Source organism: Devosia sp. 2618 (genome assembly GCF_040546815.1).
Lineage (GTDB): Bacteria > Pseudomonadota > Alphaproteobacteria > Rhizobiales > Devosiaceae > Devosia.
Map to the genome: position 1 here is coordinate 642,078 of NZ_JBEPOO010000001.1, position 19,117 is coordinate 661,194.

A 19,117-nucleotide genomic window follows, 5' to 3' on the forward strand; every position below is an offset into this window, starting at 1 on the left:
GAACCATGTCGTTTTGGAAGAACCTGTTCGGTGGTGGTTCGTCGAGCAATGAGCCCGTTGGCGACAAGGTGCTGGGCGAAGAGGGCTATAAGGGCTTTCTGATCAAGGCCATCGAGATGAAGGCGGGCAGCGAATTGCAGCTTGCCGGAATCATCGAAAAGGATGTCGCTGGCGACCTCAAGACCTATCGCTTCGTCCGCGCCGACCGCATGACCTCACGCGACGACCTGACCGCCCTGGCACTGAGCAAGGGCCGGCAAATCATCGACGAGCAGGGCGAAGCGATCTTCCGCTAGTCGCCGCTAAACGTATTTTGGCAAAGCCAGCGCCTGCGGACCAGAGGTCTGCGGGGCTGGCTTGTCGCACAGGAGTAAGAAACATGGCCAAAAAGCCAACCGCCCGCAATGAATTCGTGATGTTCGACATCGTCTATGAAGACGGCAGCCAGCGCTCCAACCGCAAGGTCGACGCCAACCTGCTGGGTGGCCTCGACGGTGACGAGCCCGCTCGCTCTGCCATCATGGAGCAGGACCGCGCCATCTCCGAAAAGTCCGGTCTGCCTCCGCTGCAGATCAAGACCATCCGCCGTTCCGGCAAGTAATGCTCCGGGCGCTTAGGCCAAAGTCGGATTCGATTGAGGCTTTCGCTTTGCCAGAAAAAAGATAATGTGTAGATGCACTTCTAAATGAAAAGGGCCCGCGAGGGCCCTTTTTGTTGTCTTACTGTCCGGCCAAGGCCTTATCGACGGCCGGTTTGACCACTGTGCCGTAGAGCTCGATGGCCTTCATGACCTTGTCGTGCGGCAGTGTGCCGACGCTTAATTGCAGGCCGAAGCGGTCATGCTTGAACCATTCATGCTGCATCAGGATCTTGTCGATGATCTCTTGCGGCGAACCCATGAAGTAGGCGCCGTTTGGCGTTGCTCCGGCGTCGAACTGGGCGCGCGTGGTGGGTGACCAGCCGCGTTCCTTGCCGATGCGGCTCATGGCGGCGCTGTGGGCCGGGAAGGCGATGTCGCGGGCGTCCTGGCTGTCGGCGGCAATAAAGCCGTGCGAGGAAATGCCGACGGGCAGCTTGGCGGGATCGCGGCCGACCTTGGTGGCGGTTTCGCGATAGAACTCGACCAGTGGCGCGAACTGCTGGGGCTGACCACCGATGATGGCGATCATCAGCGGCAGGCCGTAATAGGCGGCGCGGGCGACCGAGTTTGGCGTGCCACCGACAGCAATCCACAGCGGTAGCGGATCCTGGATCGGCTTTGGTAAAATCTCGATGCCAGGGATTGGCTTGGTGTGCGTGCTGCCGGGCCAGGTGACCTTGCCGCCCTCGCGGATCTTGAGCAGCATTTCGAGCTTTTCCTCGAACAGCGCGTCGTAATCGTTGAGGTCGAGCCCAAACAGCGGGAAGCTTTCGATGAAGGAGCCGCGACCGGCCATGATTTCGGCGCGGCCATTGCTCAGCAGGTCGAGCGTCGCGAATTGCTGGTAGGTGCGGATCGGGTCTTCCGAGCTTAAGACCGTCACGGCCGTGGACAGCCGGATATTCTTGGTGCGCGCGGCGGCGGCAGCCAGAATGGTTACAGGCGCCGAGGCGGTGTAGTCGGGCCGGTGATGCTCGCCGAGGCCATAAAATGACAGGCCGAGCTGGTCGGCCAGTTCGATTTCCTCGAGCAGGTCCTTTAGGCGATCAGCCGGGCTCTGCAGGCGGTCGCCATTGAGCGGGTCGGGGGTATTTTCAGCGAAAGAATAGAGGCCAAGTTCCATCTGGATAGCTCCTGTTTGGATCACAGATGGCTTGCCGGGCAGATTGGATCAAGAACGCACATGAGTGTAACCGCGCGCCAGAGGCCGGCGCGCGGAAGCGTGGTCGTGTCAGACGTTGCTGCCCGACGGCGTGTACGCATAGGGGGAGGCGGGCGCAGCGGCTGGCTCAGGAGCCTTCTCACCCGCTGACTTATGAATTTCGGTGACCAGCTCGGGGGCGAGTTTGAGCTTGCTGGCTAGGGCATCGAGGTAAGCGCGTTCCGACGCCGTGTCAGCAGTGATGGCGACGAGTGAGGCGGCGTAGATCTCGGCGGCGTGCGCGGAGGTATCGGCGCGGGCGACAACGGCATTGATGTCGAGCGGCGAGGACAGCTCGTCAAACACCCAAGCCTTTTCTTCGGAGGAAAGCTGCATGGTTTCGAGCTTGCCGAAGATGGCTTCCTTTTCGTCGGCGTCGATGCGGCCATCGGCCTTGGCGGCGGCGATCATGGCGCGTACCAAAGTCTTGCCGAGTTCTTCCTGGGCGTGACTGTCGCTGGCCGCTGGGATGAACGCGTCCTGCGCGGGAGCCTGTGGTGCGGCGCCGGACTGGTTGTTCTGATAATTCTGCCAGGCATTGTAGGCGAGGCCACCGACGGCAGCCACGGCACCAATCTTGACCGCATTGCCGGCAAGCTTGCCCAATCCGCCGCCGCTCAGCAGCATGCCAGCGGCAAGGCCTGCAGCGCCGGTGATGGCGGTGCGTTTGGTATTGGGGTCGTTCTGTAGGGCTTTGACGATCTGGTCGATATTGAACATTGGGTTCCCTCTATGGTCGTCAGCGGAGATGGGGAACGAATTGGGCCAACGCAAGGCGGCCACCATAGGTAAAGGCCCCGGCTGGGGCGAGCCGGGGCCTTTATGCCATCAGAGGGAGGACTGATGGATGGGAAGATTATTTACTGAGCAGCAGGTGCTGCTGGGGTCACGGGAGCTGGCGTTGCTGCTGGAGCTTCAGTAGTTGGAGCCACAACCGCAGGGGCTTCAGTCAGTGGGGCTGCGTCCATTGCAGGCGCTGCCGGAGCTTCAGTCATTGGAGCCGGGGTCGCCATTGGCGCAGCCGGGGCTTCAATCGCTGGGGCGCCAGTGCTGACAGCAGGTGTCGTCGGGCCCGAGTTTGCAGAGAATACAAGATAGCCGATGGCCAGCAGGGCCAGGGCAACAATGATACCGACGAACCAGCCCGTGCCGCTGCTTTCGCGCGTGTACACAGTGCGGTTGGCATCGTTCGTATAAACGGTATCGCGTTCTGGGGTAGCCATGATTTCGCTCCTTTGTTTCACCGTATGGCTAAGAAACGCGGGCTTTTTGATTTCGTTCCCAAAGGCGTGATCACGCTATGCGCGAAAAATCGGCAGAGTTTCTTATTGTGCTGTTTCAGGCGCTTGGAAGCCCCGCCGAAGCCTCAAATTTCGGCGGTTTCGATCACATCTAGAGATCGGGGCTCTTTTCCTTACCCGGTTTTTTCGAAATTTTGTCGATCAGGGCCAAGAACAGCGCCGACAGGATGAAGGTCAGGTGGAGCAGAGTGTACCACATGATCTGGTTGTCGGTGTATTTCGGCACGTTGAGGAAAATCTGCAGCAGGTGGATCGAGGAGATCGCAACGATGGTCGAGGCGACCTTGATCTTGAGCGAGCCGGCGTCGATCTGCCCGAGCCAGTGCACATCGTCATCATTGTCAAAGCGCGACACGAAGTTTTCGTAGCCGGAGATGATGACCATGACGACAAGGCTGGCAATCAGCGCGGCGTCGATTAGGGCAAGGATCTTGAGGATGGTTTCGGTCTCGTCGAGATCGAACAGGTGGGAGCCAAAGTCGAACAGCTTGATGCCGAAGGTGATGGCGTAGAGCGCCAGGGCAATGCCGAGGCCGATATAGAAGGCGACCAGCAGCCAGCGCGACGCCAGGATGATTTTTTCGACGAAGATTTCCAGCCGCTTCATGGCGTGCTCCAGGGATTTAGAGCAGCACGGATAGCAAGTTCCATGCATCTGGCAAGATGGCTTGCGCGCGGGGCTGGTGCGACAAAACAAAAGGCCGGGCGCTGGGCCCGGCCTTTCCTGTTCTGGATCGGCGATTAGCCGTTGGCGACTGTGATCAGCGGCGTGATGCGGCGGATCGTGACGCGACGGTTCTCGCGCTCCGCAGCCTCGGTGCGGATCTTGAGGTAGCGCTCGCCATAGCCCTGGGTGGCCAGGTTTTCTGGTGGCACGCCATAGAAGTCGGTCAGGATGCGAGCAACGGTTGCGGCGCGCAGATCCGACAGGCGGAGGTTGGCGATATCGGAGCCAACAGCGTCGGTGTGGCCTTCGATGAGGAAGGTTTCACGCGGGTTGGTGGCCAGCAGAGCCAACATGGCGTTGGCAACACCCGAGAGGGCTCCGACCTGGTCACGACCAATGGTGGCCGCGCCGCTGTCGAAGGTCAGGCCGCCGACTTCGAGCTTACGCACGCTGTCACGCACGCGAGCCGAACGCTTCACTTCGTCGATCGAGTAGAGACGGGCAACCTGTTCGACCGGTGGCTGGGCGAAAAAGGTCTGGACCTGTGTCTGGTTGGCGTAACGAGCGTCCAGCACGTAATCCTGCACTGGGATGTTCAGGCGCAGCGGAGGCAAGTCGAGCGCCGGGTCACGCCATGCAACGAGCTGGGTGTCATAGCGGTCGTCGAAGTAGGCCAGCACGTATTCACGGCCATCTGGCTCGATGCGCGAGCGGCGGAGGATGTCGCCATTGCGGTTGCGCACGGTGACGATCTGGCTGCCATCCGGACGAGTGATGGTTTCACGCGTACGACCGTCGGCCAGGTTCTCGTAATAGATCTCGTCCTGCTGCGGATTATAGAAACGATCGGTGTCCTGGCCGATCGAGTTCACGATCAGCTGGGTGCCAACCTGCAGAATGACCTGGGTGATGAAATCGCCCTGGCTGACCGGCTGGACAACAGCCTGCTCGACAACCGTCACATTGTTCTGCTGGACGTTGTTCTGCTGGCCAATGTTGTTGACGGTGTTGTTCTGGGTGTTGTTGGTCGTATTGTTCGTGACGTTGGTATTGTTCGTCGTGTTGTTGATGTTGGTGATATTGGTGATGTAGTTGTTCACCACGGTCTGATTGACCGTATTGTTCTGGGTGGCCTCTACGACCGTACCCTGCTCAGCGATAGCGGGCTGAACCTCGGCCGCGAAGGCGCGCATGGCGTCGGACTGGGCAGCTTCGTCGCTGACCGGTGCGGCCTTGATGGGTTCATCCGATACGATGCCTTCGATGACCGCAGCTGCAGCTGGATTGGCGTCGAAGTCCTTGGCGCTATCGAGCACGGGAGCGATCTGCTCCTGCGTGATGCCGGCTGGCAGGTTTTCGATGACTTCAGTCTGTTCGACTGGCAGCGTTGCAGGATCGACCACTGGCTGCTGCTCGGTTGGGAGCGGCTGCGGAGTTGGCTGAACGACTGGCACCTGAGCGGCTGGCAGGTTTGGTACGGCCGGTAAGGTCAGGCCGTACTGGGACAAGCAGGCATTAATGTCAGTGAAGCCTGCGGTGGAGCACAGACCGGCAATGGTGGACTGAGCATTAGCAATCTGGGCCTGAGCGGCCGCGACGTCGCCGCCCGACATCATGTCAGCGACAGCGCCGTTATAGATGTCGACCTGAGCCTGAAGCTGGGCGGAGATATCAACAGCGGTTGCTGCTGGTGGCTGAGCGGCGGTTGCAGCAACCGCGGCAGCTGCAGCGGCGGCCGCCGCCTGAGCTTCGGCGTCAGCGGCAGCCTGTGCATTGGCAGCAGCCTGAGCATCAGCTTCCGCCTGAGCGGCCTGTGCTGCAGCAGCGGCTTGCGCATCGGCAGCGGCCTGGGCAGCCTGCGCGTCGGTTGCAGCCTGAGCCTGTGCATCTGCGGCGGCCTTGGCGTCGGCCGCAGCCTGAGCGTCAGCGGCAGCCTGTGCTGCCTGAACGTCGGCTTCTGCCTGTGATGCGGCAGCGGCCTGAGCGGCTTGCGCGTCAGCTTCTGCCTGGGCAGCAGCGGCGGCCTGAGCGGCCTGTGCATCGGCTTCTGCCTGAGCAGCAGCGGCAGCCTGAGCGGCCTGTGCATCGGCTTCTGCCTGGGCAGCAGCGGCGGCCTGAGCGGCTTGCGCGTCAGCTTCTGCCTGAGCAGCAGCGGCAGCCTGAGCGGCCTGTGCGTCAGCTTCAGCCTGGGCAGCAGCAGCGGCCTGAGCGGCCTGTGCGTCGGCTTCTGCCTGGGCAGCAGCGGCAGCTTGGGCGGCCTGTGCATCAGCTTCTGCCTGAGCGGCCGCCTGCGCTTCAGCAGCTGCCTTGGCGTCATTGGCAGCAGCGTTTGGATCAGCCGACTGTGCGGCTATGCAATCTTCGAAATTGGTGAAGCCGCCGTCGATGCAAGCTTGTGGCAATTCGACAGGCGGCGATGCGTCCTGCGCAAAAGCTCCGAAGGGAGCCATTGTCAGCAAGGTCAGGCTCGATCCGGTGAGGAGCCAGTTTCTAAGGCGCATTGTTTCTTCCTTTTATGTCGTTTGACACTTAAGCCGAGCATCACTGATTCAGTCTGAACACAAACTGAATAAAACCTGGGTCGCCGATGCGATGCTACTCCCCGCAATGCCCGAACGTCTGGACCTTGCGATGGTTCCCGGCGCGAGCATTGACCTTGTGTGCTGTTGAACATGGCGCCATTGCGGCGAACTGGACGGTTCCGGCCCGTGGTGCGCTGGCTGAGGCAGGCCGATCATGGTACGGCCAAAGCATGGAACAGGCTGTCGACAAGCTGATAATTGCAACGCAGGGGCAGGGCTTTTACGAGTTTACCCGGGCGGCGCGCACGTTTGTTGATGGCACCGGGATCGGCACCGGATTGCTGACGGTCTATGTGCGGCACACCTCGTGCTCGCTGCTGATCCAGGAAAACGCGGACGCGGATGTGCAGAGCGATCTCAGTGGCTTTTTCAGGCGCCTCGTGCCTGAGGGGCTCGATTGGCTGGAGCATACGGTGGAAGGACCAGACGATATGCCGGCCCATATCAAGGCTGCCCTGACGCAAACCTCCATCGGCATACCGGTAGTAGATGGCGTTCCGGTGTTTGGCACCTGGCAGGGTATTTATCTTTTCGAGCACCGCCACCGGCCACATCGCCGGGAAGTGGTGCTGCATCTTATTGGAGATCGTTGATGGATTGGACGACGCTGATCGGCTACTGGCCGTTTGTCGTAGGCCTGATGGTGACTGGCGTTGTGTCGGGGATTGCGGCCGGCTTGCTGGGGATCGGTGGCGGGGCGATCATCGTGCCGGCGCTCAGCACGGCGCTGCTGTTTTTGGGCTATGATTCCGACGTGGTGCAGCATGTGGCCGTCGGCACGTCGCTGGCGATCATCATCCCCACCGGCATCATGAGCGCGCGGGCGCATTACAAGCGCGGGGCGCTTGATCTCAATGTACTGAAACTTTGGACGCCGTTCATCGTGGCCGGAACGTTCATCGGTGGCTTAATGGCCGGCATGTTCTCGGGCGACGTGCTGCGCATTGTCTTTGCGGTGATGGCCTTTGTCATTGCGGCCAATATCATCTTTGCCTTCCAGACCAAGTTGATGGGGCACCTCAAGGGATCGTCGCTGACGCACCGGATTTCGGCGTTCATCGTCGGCTATCTGTCGTCGCTGATGGGGATTGGCGGTGGGTCTCTGACCGTGCCGACGCTGGTGGCGTTCGGGGCGACGATGCACGCGGCGGTCGGAACGTCGGCGGCAATCGGTGTCGCCATCGCGGTTTCGGGAACACTGGGCTTTATCATTTCTGGCTGGGGTTCTGCCGGCTTGCCGCCGCTCAGCCTCGGTTACATCAACCTTGTCGCGCTCGTGCTGGTGGCGGTGCTGGCGGCGGTGTTTGCGCCGGTGGGCGCTGCGCTGGCGCATCGGTTGGACCAGAAGACGCTCAAATATGTGTTTGCGGCGTTCCTCGTCGTGGTCGGGCTCAACATGCTGTGGAACGTGATCAGCGGCTAAGCTGCCGACAAACAAAAATCCCCGCTTGCGCGGGGGTTTTCGTCAATAAGGTTGGTGGAGACGGATTGACTACGGAGGACCGTCTCCACCGCCCAAGCCCCCGAAAGGGGATGGGGATTATTTGCTCGCGGTATCGAGTTCCCAGCTGACAGTCACGTTGATCGCGAAGGTGAGTTCGCCGGCTTCAACTGGAACTGCAGCGCTCATCGCGGTGTCTGCTCGCGCATACATGGCGGTTGGAGCGGGACCATTAAAGGTCTGGCCTTCAGAAATCGACTCGATTTCGTCAAGCTTTCCACCGGCAGCTGTTGCATAGAGCTCAGCCTTGGAGCGTGCGTCGGCGAAAGCGGCCTTGCGCGCGTCGTTGTAAAGCTGGGACGGATCGGCAACCGAGAAGGTGACGCCATTGATGGTGTTGGCGCCGACAGTCACCGACTTGTCGAGGATGGTGCCGAGGTTCTTGATGTCACGGACGATGACGGTGACGGTGTTGCTGACCTGGTAGCCCTGGATGCGGGGTGGGAGGCTGTAACCGTTTTCGTCACGCTCGTCGGAATAGACGTAGTTTGGATTGACCGAGAAGTTCGAGGTCTGGATATCGCGGGCTTCGATGCCGGCTGCCTTGAGGTCGGCGATGAGCTCGGCCATTGCAGCGGTGTTGCCGTCAAGCGCTTCGCGCGCCGTTGCGCCCTGGGTCGAAACACCAGAATTGATCTGCGCCATGTCAGGGGATGCCGTGACTTCGCCGCGACCTTCGATGGTGATGCTGCCAGCAAGAGCAGGCAGAGACAGGCCAGCGAGGAGAGCGAAAGGAACGACAAAAGCGAGGCGACGCATGGGAAACACTCCATAAGTTGTAGAGGGGACTACTCCCCATCCATTGCGTCAGTATTACGGCGCAGATGAATGGAACTTGAACGAGCTGTGAACATCCATTCATCTTTAAAAGTGTGACTTTTGGAGGGTTGCGCCGAACACAATCGGTGGAGTACTCACAACTAACATTTTAGGGGACGGACATGGACAGCAGGCATTATCCCGAAGGCGTATTGGTTGGTCGGGCTCTTGTGCCGGGCCATGCGCATCCGCGCGTGGTGACTGTGCGCGACGGGAACCTGGTCGACATCACCGCCAAGGGGTTTGCAACTGTCCGCGACATCGCCGAAAACGGCAATGCGGCTGACTACGTGCGCAATGCTGCGGGCTCGGTGGTGGGCAATGCCGATGCCGTGCTGGCCAACTCGGCGTCGACCACTCCGGACGCGACTATCGCGACGCTTTTGTCGCCAATCGACCTACAGGCAATCAAGGCGTCGGGCGTCACTTTCGTCGTTTCGCTGCTTGAGAGAGTAATCGAAGAACAGGCCCGCGGGGATAAGTCTCGTGCGGACGCGCTGCGCGGCGAGATTTTGGGTCTGATCGGCACCGATCTCAGCGAACTGGTTCCTGGCTCCGAGACGGCGATGAAGGTCAAGGCAGCGCTGATCGCAAAGAATGTGTGGAGCCAGTATCTCGAAGTGGGGATCGGGCCGGACGCAGAGATTTTCACCAAAGGTCAGCCGATGAGCTCGGTGGGCTATGGCGCCGAAGTTGGCCTGCATCCGATTTCGAGCTGGAACAATCCCGAGCCGGAAGTGGCGCTGCTGGTGACCAGCAAGGGCGAGATCATCGGCGCGACGCTGGGCAATGACGTCAACCTGCGCGACGTTGAAGGCCGTTCGGCCCTGCTGCTGGGCAAGGCCAAGGACAACAATGCCTCGGCATCGCTTGGTCCATTCGTGCGGTTGTTCGATGGTGAATTCACGCTTGAAACGGTCAAGAATTCCGAGATTTCGTTGCGCGTTGCGGGCGAGGATGGTTTCGTACTCGACGGTCATTCCTCGATGAACCAGATTTCGCGCACGCCGGAATCGCTGGTGGCTGCGACTATTGGAGGGCATCACCAATACCCCGATGGTCTGGTACTTTATCTCGGCACCATGTTTGCACCGGTGAAGGATCGTGATGGCGTGGGCAAGGGCTTTACGCACAAGCTGGGTGATGTGGTCTCGATATCGACATCTGAGCTGGGCACACTATCTAACACCGTGAACCTATCCACCAAATGTCCACCCTGGACCTATGGCTCCAGCCACCTGCTGCGTGACCTGGCCAAGGCCGAACTTCTTTAGATTATTGCTCCGAAAGGCATCCCAAATGGCTGAACTGCATAAGAACCTCATCGATGGGGAATGGGTGGGCTCGGACGGCGCTGAGAACATCAACCCATCCAATACGGCTGAAGTTGTGGGACTTTATGCCCGCGCGACGGCTGAAGAAACCAAGCAGGCTATTGCTGCTGCCAAGGCTGCGTTCCCAGCGTGGTCACGCTCCGGCATTCTTGAGCGTCATGCCATCCTCTCCAAGACGTCGCAGGAAATCCTGGCGCGCAAGGCTGAGCTTGGCGAGTTGCTGAGCCGCGAAGAGGGCAAGACGCTGCCAGAGGGCATCGGCGAAGTGACCCGCGCGGCGCAGATTTTCGACTTCTTTGCTGGCGAAGTGCTGCGCCTTGCGGGCGAAGTTCTGCCGTCGGTTCGTCCCGGTGTTGGCGTTGAGATTACCCGCGAGCCAATCGGCGTCATCGGCATCATTACGCCATGGAACTTCCCGATCGCGATCCCGACCTGGAAGATCGCTCCGGCGCTCGCCTACGGCAATACCGTGGTGATCAAGCCAGCTGATCTGGTACCGGGTTCGACCTGGGCGATCGTTGACATTCTTGTGCGCAACGGCCTGCCAAAGGGCGTGCTGAACCTGGTGATGGGCAAGGGTTCGGTCGTTGGCCAGACCATGCTCGACAGCAAGGACGTGACCGCCATCAGCTTCACCGGTTCGGTGGGTACGGGCAAGCGTGTTGCGGCCGCTTCGATTGAACACAACCGCAAGTTCCAGCTGGAAATGGGCGGCAAGAACCCGACCATCGTGCTCGATGACGCCGACCTCAAGGTTGCTGTCGAGAGCGTGGCGCAGTCGGCATTCTTCTCGACCGGCCAGCGTTGCACTGCTTCGTCGCGCGTGATCGTGACGGCTGGCATCCACGACAAGTTTGTCGAAGCGCTGGCTGAGCGGACGCGCAACCTGCGGGTTGGCGACGCGCTGGACAAGAACACTGAGATCGGCCCCGTGGTCGATCCAAGCCAGCTCAAGCAGGACACCGACTATATCGCTATCGGTAAGGCCGAAGGCGCAAAGCTGGTTGCCGGTGGCGAGCTGGTGAAGGCCGCGACTGAAGGGTATTTCCTGCAGCCAACACTGTTTACCGAAGCGACCAACGACATGCGCATCAGCCGCGAAGAGATCTTCGGGCCGGTGGCATCGGTCATTCGCGTCAAGGATTACGAAGAAGCGCTGGCCATGTCGAACGACACCGAATTTGGTCTGTCGGCCGGTATCGTCACCACCTCGCTCAAGTATGCGACGCACTTCAAGCGCAATGCCGAGGCTGGCATGGTGATGGTCAACGTGCCGACCGCCGGTGTGGATTTCCACGTGCCGTTTGGTGGTCGCAAGGGGTCGAGCTATGGCCCACGCGAGCAGGGCAAGTATGCAGCCGAGTTCTTCACCGTGGTGAAGACGGCTTACACCGCAGCTGGCTAAGCAGCGCGTTATCACAGTGTAACAAACGGGGCCTTCGGGCCCCGTTTTCGTTAACACATTGTTACCCCCGACGCTGTGTCAGGAACACTCCGGTGACAATCAGCGCGACACCAAGTGCGCTGGCCCAAAGGGTTAGCGGGGCACTGCGGACGATATCGAGAACAACGCCGGAGACCATCTGGCCGCCGATGACCATCAGGGCCGTGTTGACGGCGCCGATGCGGGCGATGAGCCATGAGCCCGAGGCAACAAAGATCACGCCGACCGGGCCTCCGAGAAAGGCCCACCACGGCGTTTCGGCGGCGCCGGGGGTGATGAGCCCACCCACGACCAGACCGATCACCGTGAGCAGCGCGAAGCCGACGATGTGGTTCCACAAGGACGCAACAAGCGGGCTGGTGGAGAGGGCAAGCCGACCATTGAGCTGACGGCTGAGGCCGACCAGAATACCGGCGAGAACGGCATAGAGGATAAAAATGGTCATGCCGCGCCACCCAGGCCAAAGAGGATGATCAGCAGGCTACCCGAGGCGATCAGCACGACGGCAGCGAGCTGGCGGAGGCCAAGGCGGCGTTTGGGCAGGCCGAAAAAGCCCCATTGATCGGCGGCGAGGCCGAAGACGACTTGCCCGGCAAGACCCAGCGCCAGCGTTCCGGCGAGGGCGAGTGGTGTGTTGACGGTTGTGGAGGTCAGGATGACGGTGAGGGCGCCCGATGCGCCGCCGAGATAAGCCCACAGAGGCGCTTTGGAGCGTTCCGTTGTTTGCGGCGTGCGGCGCGGCCAGAGGATGGCAAGAAAGATCAGTGCCGCCACGGTGCCGGTGCCATGGGCGAGCCAGGACGAAAACAGGGCGCCGCCATGCTTGCCGGCTTCGCCATTGAACAGAACCATCAGGGTCAGAAGGCCGCCGCTGGCGAAGGCCGCGAGCAGATAGAGCGGGTTATTTTTGTGGGGGACGGCTGGGGGCATGGATCGACTCGAACGGGGAGACCCCGATGCTAGCATGAGGGGCGTTGGCTGGGCGATGGAGGGCAGGGCGCTGACCAGAAACGAAAATCCCCGCTTTCGCGGGGATTTTGTGGGGGGCGTGTTTTGGGCTCAAGCCAGTTGGGCGAAGCGTTCGTCGAAGGCGTAGCCGGCGCCGCGGACGGTGCGGATCGGATCGCTTTCGCGGCCACGATTGATGGCACGGCGGAGGCGGCCGATATGCACGTCGACGGTGCGCTCATCGACATAGACGTCATTGCCCCAGACGCCATCGAGCAGCTGCTCGCGCGAATAGACGCGGCCTGGGTGGCGCATCAGATATTCGAGCAGGCGGTATTCGGTGGGGCCGAGATGGACATCGCGGGCGGCGCGGCGAACGCGGTGGGTGGTGCGATCGAGTTCGAGATCACCGACCTTGAGGGCGGCGGTGACGAGGTTTGGATTGGCGCGGCGCAGCAAGGCGTGGATGCGGGCGACCAGTTCAGGCACCGAGAAGGGCTTGACCACATAGTCGTCGGCGCCGGTGGCGAGGCCACGCACGCGTTCTTCTTCCTCACCGCGAGCGGTCAGCATGATGATCGGTACGCGGGCGGTTTCTTCGCGGGCGCGGAGGCGACGGCAGAGCTCAATGCCGGAAATTTCAGGCAGCATCCAGTCGAGCAGGATCAGGTCGGGCAGCTTGTCCTGAATGGCGTGCTGGGCTTCGTCGCCGGTTTCAGCGGTGACGACGCGGAAACCCTCGGCTTCGAGGTTGTAGCGGAGCAGGATGGCGATATCGCCTTCGTCTTCGACCACAAGGATAGTGGCGGGCATGGGGTGGCTCCCGTTGGGGCTGCCTGGTTTGGGCGCCGGAGTTTCAAGACCTCATGGTGAGCTTGGCGAACCACGAGGTCTAGCGAGTGGAGGCTGGTGTGCGACGACCTCGTGGTTCGACAAGCTCACCATGAGGTCTACTGGGGCGAGGGACTGGTATCTCAGGCCTTGATCTGGGTGCGCTGCAGGTCCTGGACGTCGCTGGTGAGCTGCTTGCCGGTCTGGAGGTAATAGGCGCGTTCGGCGATGTTGGTCGCGTGGTCGCCGATGCGCTCAAGGTTTTTGGCGCAAAACAGCAGATGCGTGCAGGGCGTGATGTTGCGCGGATCTTCCATCATGTAGGTGAGGAGTTCGCGGAACAGAGAGGTGTGCATGGCGTCGACTTCGTCGTCGCGGTTACACACTTCGATGGCGGCAGCTGCATCGCGGTTCGAGTAGGCGTCGAGCGCCTCCTTGATCTGGCGGAGCACCAGCGCCGTCATGTTCTTGACGCCGTTGTAAAAGGTTGGCTGCAGGCTCATGCCTTCGAGCTTGAGCGAGCGGCGGGCCAGCTGCTTGGCCATGTCGCCAACGCGTTCGAGATCGGCCGCGACGTGGATCGAGGTGATGATGGCGCGCAGGTCCGAAGCCATTGGCTGGCGACGGGCGATCATGGAAACGGCCATGTCGTCGATCTTGCGCTGCATGTCGTCGATATGCTGGTCGGCGATGATGGTGACGTCTGCCAGCTCGCGGTCGAGCTTGAGCAGGGCCTTGGTGCCGTTCTCGATGGCGACTTCGACCTGACCGCCCATTTCGGCGATCGACTGGGCGAGGGCGACAAGTTCATCGCTGTAGGCGGTGACGATATGGTCTTTGCCGATATTTGCCATTGCGTGGTCCTCTTGGTGTGCCTGGCCGCGCCGTTGAGGCGCAGGCCGGCGACCAGTGTTGCTGTAAGCGCTTCGGCCTTAGCCGATGCGGCCCATGATGTAGTCCTGGGTCTGCTTGTTGACCGGGTTGGTGAAGATGTCTTCGGTGACACCTTCCTCGACCAGATTGCCCAGGTGGAAGAATGCGGTCTTCTGCGAAACGCGCGCGGCCTGCTGCATCGAGTGGGTCACGATGACGATGGTGTAGTTCTCGCGCAGCTCGTCGATAAGCTCCTCGATGATTGCGGTCGCAATCGGGTCGAGAGCCGAGCAGGGCTCGTCCATCAGGATGACTTCAGGGCCGACCGCGATGGCGCGGGCAATGCACAGGCGCTGCTGCTGGCCACCGGAGAGACCGGTGCCGGGTTCGTTGAGGCGATCCTTCACCTCTTCGAACAGGCCTGCCTTGCGGAGCGAGGAGACGACGATTTCGTCCAGATCGGTCTTGTTACGCGCCAGACCATGGATTTTTGGGCCATAGGCGACGTTGTCGTAGATCGACTTGGGGAAGGGATTTGGCTTCTGGAACACCATGCCGATACGGGCGCGGAGTTCGACCACGTCCAGGTTCGGATCATAGATGTCTTCGCCATCAAGCTTGATCGTGCCGCCGACCTTGGCGCCTTCGATAGTGTCGTTCATGCGATTGATGCAGCGCAGGAAGGTGGACTTGCCGCAGCCCGAAGGTCCGATGAAGGAAGTGACGGCGCGATCGGGAATATCGATCGAAATGCCGTGCAGGGCCTGCTTGGCGCCGTAGTGGACGGTGACGTCCCGGGCAGTCAGGCGGATGGTACGTTCGAGAGCTTCAGTCGGATTCATGGCGGTGTTCACGGTTTGCTGGGTCATCTTAACCTTGCCGGCAAGCATATCCATTTTAGCGAGATCCTTCTATGCGCGCTTTTCGAGGCGCGTCCGCAGGAAGATGGCGATGGCGTTCAGGGCGATCATGAAGGCCAGCAGCACGATGATTGCAGCCGAGGTGCGAGCCTCAAAGAAGTTGCGGTTTTCGTTGCCCTGCCAGAGGAAAATCTGGACGGGAAGAGCGGTTGCCTGATCGAGCGGGGTTGCCGGGACCGAGGCGACGAAGGCGTTCATGCCAATCAGCAGGAGCGGCGCGGTTTCACCCATTGCCTGCGCCACGCCAATGATGGTCGCGGTCAGGATCGAGGGGAGGGTCACCGGCAGCACATGGTGGAACACCATCTGCGTCTTGGAGGCACCCATGCCGAGCGCGGCCTGGCGCAGAGCCGGGGAGACGCCCTGCAGCGCGCCACGGGTTGCGATGATGATGGTGGGCAGTGTCATGAGGGTCAGGACCAGACCACCGACCAGCGGCGCCGACAGGGGCAGATGGAGGTAGTTGATGAACACTGCCGCGCCGAGCAGACCGAACACGATGGATGGCACCGCGGCGAGGTTGTTGATGTTGACTTCGATCAGGTCGGTGAGGCGCGACTTGGGGGCGAACTCTTCGAGGTAGATGGCGGATGCCACGCCGATTGGCACGGCCAGCAGGATCACGACCAGCATCATATAGAGCGAGCCCATGAAGGCACCGGCGAGACCGGCAGCGGCAGGGGCGGCACGGCTATCGACATTGGTGAAGATCGACCAGGCAAAGCCCGAGGTGATGGTGCCGTTGGCTTCGTAGGTGTCGATTAGGGCGCGAGCTGCAGGAGCGAGCTGCTGCTGGGTATCGCCCAGATCGCGGTCGATATTGCCCTTGACCCAGTTGTCGGCATTGGCCGAGGCCAGCACGTCGACTTCGATGGTTTTGCCAAGCAGGGATGGATCGGCAACGAACAGGTCGCGGATCTGGTGGCGGGCATTGGTTTCGGCAATCGTCAGGATCTGGCGGCTGTCGATGTCGTAACCGGCAGGCGCAGCGGCGCGGAGCGAGGCTTCGACGACCTTGTTCCAGTTCAGCAGGGCAACATCGCGCTGCCACTTGAGATTGGCGGCGCGGAAGTCGGCGTCGGACTGACCGGCAGCGCGTACTGGCGCTGGATCAACGCCGATGACCGCTGGGTCATAGGTGACGCTGAGATGGAGGTTGGACTGGGTAAAGGCTGGGATGCCCTTGCTCAGAACGTCGGTGAACAGCAGCGTCACAAAGCCGAGGGCCACGATGATGGCACCCAGACCGAAGCCCTTGAAAATGGCTTCGGTGAGGTGGCGCTTGCGGAGGCCGGCGCGGATGCGCTTGGTGCGTTCGGCGGATGCGGCGGCTGTGGTTGAGAGCGTGTCGGTCATGATTATTCGTACTGCTCCCGGAAGCGGCGAACGATGTAGAGGGCGACGACGTTGAGCAGCAGGGTCATCACGAAGAGGGTGAGGCCAAGCGCAAAACCGACGAGGGACTGGGGGCCGGCGAAATCAGTATCGCCGGTGAGCTGATTGACGATCGAGACGGTAATGGTCGAGACCGGCTCAAGTGGCGTGCCGCGCAGAACCGGGCTGTTACCGGCTGCGAGCACCACGATCATGGTTTCGCCAATGGCGCGGCTGACGGCCAGCAGGAAGGCGCCGACGATGCCGGGCAGAGCGGCTGGCAGCAGCACGTTGCGGATGGTTTCGGACTGGGTGGCGCCCAGGCCATAGGCACCGTCGCGCAGGGTGCGTGGCACCTGGTTGAGGATGTCATCGCTCAGCGAGGAGATGAAGGGGATGATCATGATCCCCATGACGATACCGGCGGTGAGCGCACTGGTGGCGCTGATGTTGAGGCCGATGGCGGCACCCGTGTCGCGCAGGAATGGACCAACCGTGATCAGGGCGAAAAAGCCATAGACGATGGTGGGGATGCCGGCGAGGATTTCGATGATCGGCTTGGCAACAGCGCGCAGCTGACGCGGTGCATACTGGCTGAGATAGATGGCGGCCATTAGGCCGACCGGCACGGCAACCAGCATGGCGATGGCGGCAACCATCAGCGTGCCCGAGAGCAGCGGCAGCAGGCCGTACTGGCCGTAGTCACCCTCGACGGTCGAGGAGAACTTCGGGTTCCAGACGGTGCCGAAGAAGAAGTCGAGCGGGTTGATGAAGGTAAAGAACCGGTAGGCTTCGGTGACGAGCGACGCCACGATGCCCAGAGTGGTCAGGATCGCGACGGCCGAGCAGGCCAGCAGGGCCAGATTGACGACGCGCTCAACGGTGTTGCGGGCGCGGAGGCGGGCGGTGATGCGGCTGCGGGCAAACAGCAGTGCTGCAATGCCAGCGCCGATGGCGACCAGAGCGACGACGACCGAAGTCATCAGCTGGAAGGAGCGGAGCGATTCACCGGCTGCCTGTTCGTAGGGAGCCAGTTCGCCTGTGACGCCGAAGCCCGAGGCAATCGACTGCAGACGCAGGAAGGCGTTGTTGAGCCCCATCTGGTCGAGCGACTGAACGGTGGCGGCCGGAATTTGCGAGAGGGCAAAGGAGCGGGTGAGGTCGGGACCGAAATAACCCCAGAGCGCCAGAATGACGAGCGCGGGGATCATGGTCCAGATCGCGACCAGCGAGCCGTGATACTGCGGGCGGGAGTGAACCTTTACCCCGTTCGGGGTCGCCAGGCTGCGGCTGCGGGACCAGCCCGTCTGATAGGCGAGACCCAGAAGGCCAAGCAACAGTGCCGCAATAATGAAGGAATTCATCGTGTGTCGTTCGCCCCCGGGGAAAGGAGAAGGACCGCGCCGAAGCGCGGTCCCATTTGGTCTTTACTGAGCTGCACCAGCTTCGAAAGCGGCGAGAACTTCAGCAGTCTTTTCTGGAGCCTGTGGGATCAGGCCAGCGGCTTCGAGGGTGCCGCCATTGCCGGCGATGCCTTCGGACAGGAAGAACTGAACGTATTCTTCGATGCCAGGAATGGTGCCGATGTGCTGGCCCTTGACGTAGAAGAACAGTGGGCGGGACACAGGGTATTCACCAGCGATAACCGACTCGTTGGAAGGAACGACGCCGTTGATGGTGGCAACCTTGAGGGTGTCCTTGTTCTGCTCGTAGAAGGACAGACCGAACACGCCAACGGTGTCCTTGTTCGAGGTCAGGCGAGCGAGAGTTTCGGTGTAGTCGCCAGCGATTTCGATGACGACGTCCTGACGGAGCGCGGTGCAAGCGTCTTCTGGGTGATCAGCTGGCAGAGCGGCTTCTTCACAACCTGCAGTGACGACCTTCTCCTGGAAGACTTCACGGGTGCCGTGGTTCGAGCCTGGGATGGCCAGAGCGATGGTCTGGTCTGGGAGCGAAGCGTCGACCTCGTTCCACTTTTTGTAGGGGTTTGGCACGAGAGCGCCGTCTACGTAGACGTTGGCAGCGATGGCCTTGTAAACCTGCAGTGGGGTCAGAGCGAAGTCTGGGCCCGACGCGGCCGATGCGAAGACGATGCCATCGTAGCCGAACTGGATTTCGCGGACGTCGGTGACGCCAGCGGCGGTGCAAGCTTCACGCTCGGCCGTCTTGATTGGGCGCGATGCGTTGGCAATGTCGATGGTCTCGGCGCCAACACCAGCGCAGAACTGCTTGAGACCGCCGCCGGTGCCGCCCGAGCCGACGACTGGCGTCTTGAACTCTGGGAAGGAAGCGCCGAATTCTTCAGCCACGATCGAAGCGAATGGCAGAACGGTGGACGAGCCGGCGATCTGGATGGTGTCACGCGACTGAGCAAAAGCAGCGGTGGTGCCGAAGCCGGCAAGCGCGATAACAGCGGCACTGGCGAAAAGTGCGGTCTTCATGGGATTTTCCCTTTCGGAATTCAGTTCAAACCTGGCTGGCCGATCCGGCAGTTTATCCCCGGTGCCGCCCTTTGACGTGGCAGACCATATGTGGGGTACGCGACAGTTTTATTGCCGTTGCGTGACGCGTTTATGACAGCGTAAGACTATGAAATTGAACGGGAAAATCTTGAACAACGCGCTATGTGACGGCTTCTGTGTCAGTTCTTTGTGACATCTCAAAGCGAGTCTGGGCGGAATT

20 protein-coding genes are annotated in these 19,117 nt (G+C 61.1%); 6 read left to right on the forward strand and 14 right to left on the reverse strand.

Features of this window, described 5'->3' with window-relative positions; genetic code table 11:
* Positions 1-5 precede the first annotated feature (5 nt).
* Together ABIE28_RS03035 and ABIE28_RS03040 are read left to right on the forward strand one after the other, a co-directional pair.
* Entirely contained in the window at positions 6-296 is a 291-nt protein-coding gene (locus tag ABIE28_RS03035) for an HlyU family transcriptional regulator (RefSeq protein WP_354060006.1), read from the forward strand.
* An 83-nt stretch (positions 297-379) separates the two neighbouring features.
* Entirely contained in the window at positions 380-601 is a 222-nt protein-coding gene (locus ABIE28_RS03040) for a hypothetical protein (protein WP_354060008.1), read from the forward strand.
* Positions 602-719: 118 nt separating this feature from the next.
* Here ABIE28_RS03040 and ABIE28_RS03045 read toward each other — a convergent pair whose 3' ends face one another.
* The 5 genes from ABIE28_RS03045 to ABIE28_RS03065 form a co-directional block, all read right to left on the reverse strand.
* Complete coding sequence (locus ABIE28_RS03045; RefSeq protein WP_354060010.1) at positions 720-1,763, reverse strand: LLM class flavin-dependent oxidoreductase; 1,044 nt, start codon at positions 1,761-1,763, stop codon at positions 720-722.
* A 108-nt stretch (positions 1,764-1,871) separates the two neighbouring features.
* Positions 1,872-2,561 (reverse strand): tellurite resistance TerB family protein, encoded by a 690-nt coding sequence (locus ABIE28_RS03050; RefSeq protein WP_354060012.1) that lies wholly within the window; start codon positions 2,559-2,561, stop codon positions 1,872-1,874.
* Positions 2,562-2,701: 140 nt separating this feature from the next.
* Positions 2,702-3,064 carry a hypothetical protein gene (locus ABIE28_RS03055; protein WP_354060014.1) on the reverse strand — a complete coding sequence of 121 codons (363 nt, stop codon included), beginning with the start codon at positions 3,062-3,064 and terminating at the stop codon, positions 2,702-2,704.
* Between the two features lie 169 nt (positions 3,065-3,233).
* Positions 3,234-3,749 carry a TIGR00645 family protein gene (locus tag ABIE28_RS03060; RefSeq protein WP_354060016.1) on the reverse strand — a complete coding sequence of 172 codons (516 nt, stop codon included), beginning with the start codon at positions 3,747-3,749 and terminating at the stop codon, positions 3,234-3,236.
* A gap of 134 nt (positions 3,750-3,883) precedes the next feature.
* Entirely contained in the window at positions 3,884-6,310 is a 2,427-nt protein-coding gene (locus ABIE28_RS03065; protein WP_354060018.1) for an OmpA family protein, read from the reverse strand.
* A 251-nt stretch (positions 6,311-6,561) separates the two neighbouring features.
* Here ABIE28_RS03065 and ABIE28_RS03070 point away from each other — a divergent pair, with 251 nt between their 5' ends.
* Both ABIE28_RS03070 and ABIE28_RS03075 read left to right on the forward strand, forming a co-directional pair.
* A complete protein-coding gene (locus tag ABIE28_RS03070; protein ID WP_354066391.1) occupies positions 6,562-6,984 on the forward strand; it encodes a secondary thiamine-phosphate synthase enzyme YjbQ in 423 nt (140 codons plus the stop codon).
* Positions 6,984-7,814 (forward strand): sulfite exporter TauE/SafE family protein, encoded by an 831-nt coding sequence (locus ABIE28_RS03075; RefSeq protein ID WP_354060020.1) that lies wholly within the window; start codon positions 6,984-6,986, stop codon positions 7,812-7,814. The genes ABIE28_RS03070 and ABIE28_RS03075 overlap by 1 nt, the downstream gene beginning before the upstream one ends.
* 117 nt (positions 7,815-7,931) lie before the next feature.
* Here ABIE28_RS03075 and ABIE28_RS03080 read toward each other — a convergent pair whose 3' ends face one another.
* Entirely contained in the window at positions 7,932-8,651 is a 720-nt protein-coding gene (locus tag ABIE28_RS03080; RefSeq protein WP_354060022.1) for an SIMPL domain-containing protein, read from the reverse strand.
* A 182-nt stretch (positions 8,652-8,833) separates the two neighbouring features.
* On the opposite strand from ABIE28_RS03080, the gene ABIE28_RS03085 reads away from it, so the two are divergent.
* Together ABIE28_RS03085 and ABIE28_RS03090 are read left to right on the forward strand one after the other, a co-directional pair.
* Positions 8,834-9,985: a fumarylacetoacetate hydrolase family protein gene (locus ABIE28_RS03085; RefSeq protein WP_354060024.1), complete on the forward strand. Its 1,152-nt coding sequence runs from the start codon at positions 8,834-8,836 to the stop codon at positions 9,983-9,985.
* A gap of 25 nt (positions 9,986-10,010) precedes the next feature.
* On the forward strand, positions 10,011-11,450 hold the full coding sequence (locus tag ABIE28_RS03090) for an aldehyde dehydrogenase family protein (protein ID WP_354060026.1): 1,440 nt from the start codon (positions 10,011-10,013) through the stop codon (positions 11,448-11,450).
* 61 nt (positions 11,451-11,511) lie between these two features.
* On the opposite strand, the gene ABIE28_RS03095 is transcribed toward ABIE28_RS03090, so the two are convergent.
* The 8 genes from ABIE28_RS03095 to ABIE28_RS03130 all read right to left on the reverse strand — a co-directional run bounded on the left by ABIE28_RS03095 (position 11,512) and on the right by ABIE28_RS03130 (position 18,876).
* Positions 11,512-11,934, reverse strand: a complete 423-nt coding sequence (locus ABIE28_RS03095) for a DMT family transporter (RefSeq protein ID WP_354060028.1) — start codon at positions 11,932-11,934, stop codon at positions 11,512-11,514.
* A complete protein-coding gene (locus ABIE28_RS03100; RefSeq protein ID WP_354060030.1) occupies positions 11,931-12,419 on the reverse strand; it encodes a DMT family transporter in 489 nt (162 codons plus the stop codon). Before ABIE28_RS03100 ends, ABIE28_RS03095 begins: the two co-directional genes overlap by 4 nt.
* Positions 12,420-12,548: 129 nt before the next feature.
* On the reverse strand, positions 12,549-13,250 hold the full coding sequence (phoB, locus tag ABIE28_RS03105; RefSeq protein ID WP_354060032.1) for a phosphate regulon transcriptional regulator PhoB: 702 nt from the start codon (positions 13,248-13,250) through the stop codon (positions 12,549-12,551).
* A 161-nt stretch (positions 13,251-13,411) separates the two neighbouring features.
* A complete protein-coding gene (gene phoU / locus ABIE28_RS03110; RefSeq protein ID WP_354060034.1) occupies positions 13,412-14,122 on the reverse strand; it encodes a phosphate signaling complex protein PhoU in 711 nt (236 codons plus the stop codon).
* Positions 14,123-14,200: 78 nt separating this feature from the next.
* Positions 14,201-14,983 carry a phosphate ABC transporter ATP-binding protein PstB gene (gene pstB / locus ABIE28_RS03115; protein WP_354066392.1) on the reverse strand — a complete coding sequence of 261 codons (783 nt, stop codon included), beginning with the start codon at positions 14,981-14,983 and terminating at the stop codon, positions 14,201-14,203.
* A 69-nt stretch (positions 14,984-15,052) separates the two neighbouring features.
* Positions 15,053-16,417, reverse strand: coding sequence for a phosphate ABC transporter permease PstA (pstA, locus tag ABIE28_RS03120; RefSeq protein WP_354060036.1), 1,365 nt, complete (start codon positions 16,415-16,417; stop codon positions 15,053-15,055).
* A 2-nt stretch (positions 16,418-16,419) separates the two neighbouring features.
* Positions 16,420-17,799 carry a phosphate ABC transporter permease subunit PstC gene (gene pstC, locus ABIE28_RS03125; protein ID WP_354060038.1) on the reverse strand — a complete coding sequence of 460 codons (1,380 nt, stop codon included), beginning with the start codon at positions 17,797-17,799 and terminating at the stop codon, positions 16,420-16,422.
* Between the two features lie 63 nt (positions 17,800-17,862).
* Positions 17,863-18,876: a substrate-binding domain-containing protein gene (locus ABIE28_RS03130; RefSeq protein WP_354060040.1), complete on the reverse strand. Its 1,014-nt coding sequence runs from the start codon at positions 18,874-18,876 to the stop codon at positions 17,863-17,865.
* Positions 18,877-19,117: the final 241 nt, after the last annotated feature.

Excerpts from the sequence above, each read along its gene's own strand:
- ABIE28_RS03035 (WP_354060006.1), top strand. The coding sequence starts at position 6 with ATGTCGTTTTGGAAGAACCTGTTCGGTGGTGGTTCGTCGAGCAATGAG.
- ABIE28_RS03040 (WP_354060008.1), top strand. The coding sequence starts at position 380 with ATGGCCAAAAAGCCAACCGCCCGCAATGAATTCGTGATGTTCGACATC.
- ABIE28_RS03045 (WP_354060010.1), bottom strand. The coding sequence starts at position 1,763 with ATGGAACTTGGCCTCTATTCTTTCGCTGAAAATACCCCCGACCCGCTC.
- ABIE28_RS03050 (WP_354060012.1), bottom strand. The coding sequence starts at position 2,561 with ATGTTCAATATCGACCAGATCGTCAAAGCCCTACAGAACGACCCCAAT.
- ABIE28_RS03055 (WP_354060014.1), bottom strand. The coding sequence starts at position 3,064 with ATGGCTACCCCAGAACGCGATACCGTTTATACGAACGATGCCAACCGC.
- ABIE28_RS03060 (WP_354060016.1), bottom strand. The coding sequence starts at position 3,749 with ATGAAGCGGCTGGAAATCTTCGTCGAAAAAATCATCCTGGCGTCGCGC.
- ABIE28_RS03065 (WP_354060018.1), bottom strand. The coding sequence starts at position 6,310 with ATGCGCCTTAGAAACTGGCTCCTCACCGGATCGAGCCTGACCTTGCTG.
- ABIE28_RS03070 (WP_354066391.1), top strand. The coding sequence starts at position 6,562 with ATGGAACAGGCTGTCGACAAGCTGATAATTGCAACGCAGGGGCAGGGC.
- ABIE28_RS03075 (WP_354060020.1), top strand. The coding sequence starts at position 6,984 with ATGGATTGGACGACGCTGATCGGCTACTGGCCGTTTGTCGTAGGCCTG.
- ABIE28_RS03080 (WP_354060022.1), bottom strand. The coding sequence starts at position 8,651 with ATGCGTCGCCTCGCTTTTGTCGTTCCTTTCGCTCTCCTCGCTGGCCTG.
- ABIE28_RS03085 (WP_354060024.1), top strand. The coding sequence starts at position 8,834 with ATGGACAGCAGGCATTATCCCGAAGGCGTATTGGTTGGTCGGGCTCTT.
- ABIE28_RS03090 (WP_354060026.1), top strand. The coding sequence starts at position 10,011 with ATGGCTGAACTGCATAAGAACCTCATCGATGGGGAATGGGTGGGCTCG.
- ABIE28_RS03095 (WP_354060028.1), bottom strand. The coding sequence starts at position 11,934 with ATGACCATTTTTATCCTCTATGCCGTTCTCGCCGGTATTCTGGTCGGC.
- ABIE28_RS03100 (WP_354060030.1), bottom strand. The coding sequence starts at position 12,419 with ATGCCCCCAGCCGTCCCCCACAAAAATAACCCGCTCTATCTGCTCGCG.
- phoB (WP_354060032.1), bottom strand. The coding sequence starts at position 13,250 with ATGCCCGCCACTATCCTTGTGGTCGAAGACGAAGGCGATATCGCCATC.
- phoU (WP_354060034.1), bottom strand. The coding sequence starts at position 14,122 with ATGGCAAATATCGGCAAAGACCATATCGTCACCGCCTACAGCGATGAA.
- pstB (WP_354066392.1), bottom strand. The coding sequence starts at position 14,983 with ATGAATCCGACTGAAGCTCTCGAACGTACCATCCGCCTGACTGCCCGG.
- pstA (WP_354060036.1), bottom strand. The coding sequence starts at position 16,417 with ATGACCGACACGCTCTCAACCACAGCCGCCGCATCCGCCGAACGCACC.
- pstC (WP_354060038.1), bottom strand. The coding sequence starts at position 17,799 with ATGAATTCCTTCATTATTGCGGCACTGTTGCTTGGCCTTCTGGGTCTC.
- ABIE28_RS03130 (WP_354060040.1), bottom strand. The coding sequence starts at position 18,876 with ATGAAGACCGCACTTTTCGCCAGTGCCGCTGTTATCGCGCTTGCCGGC.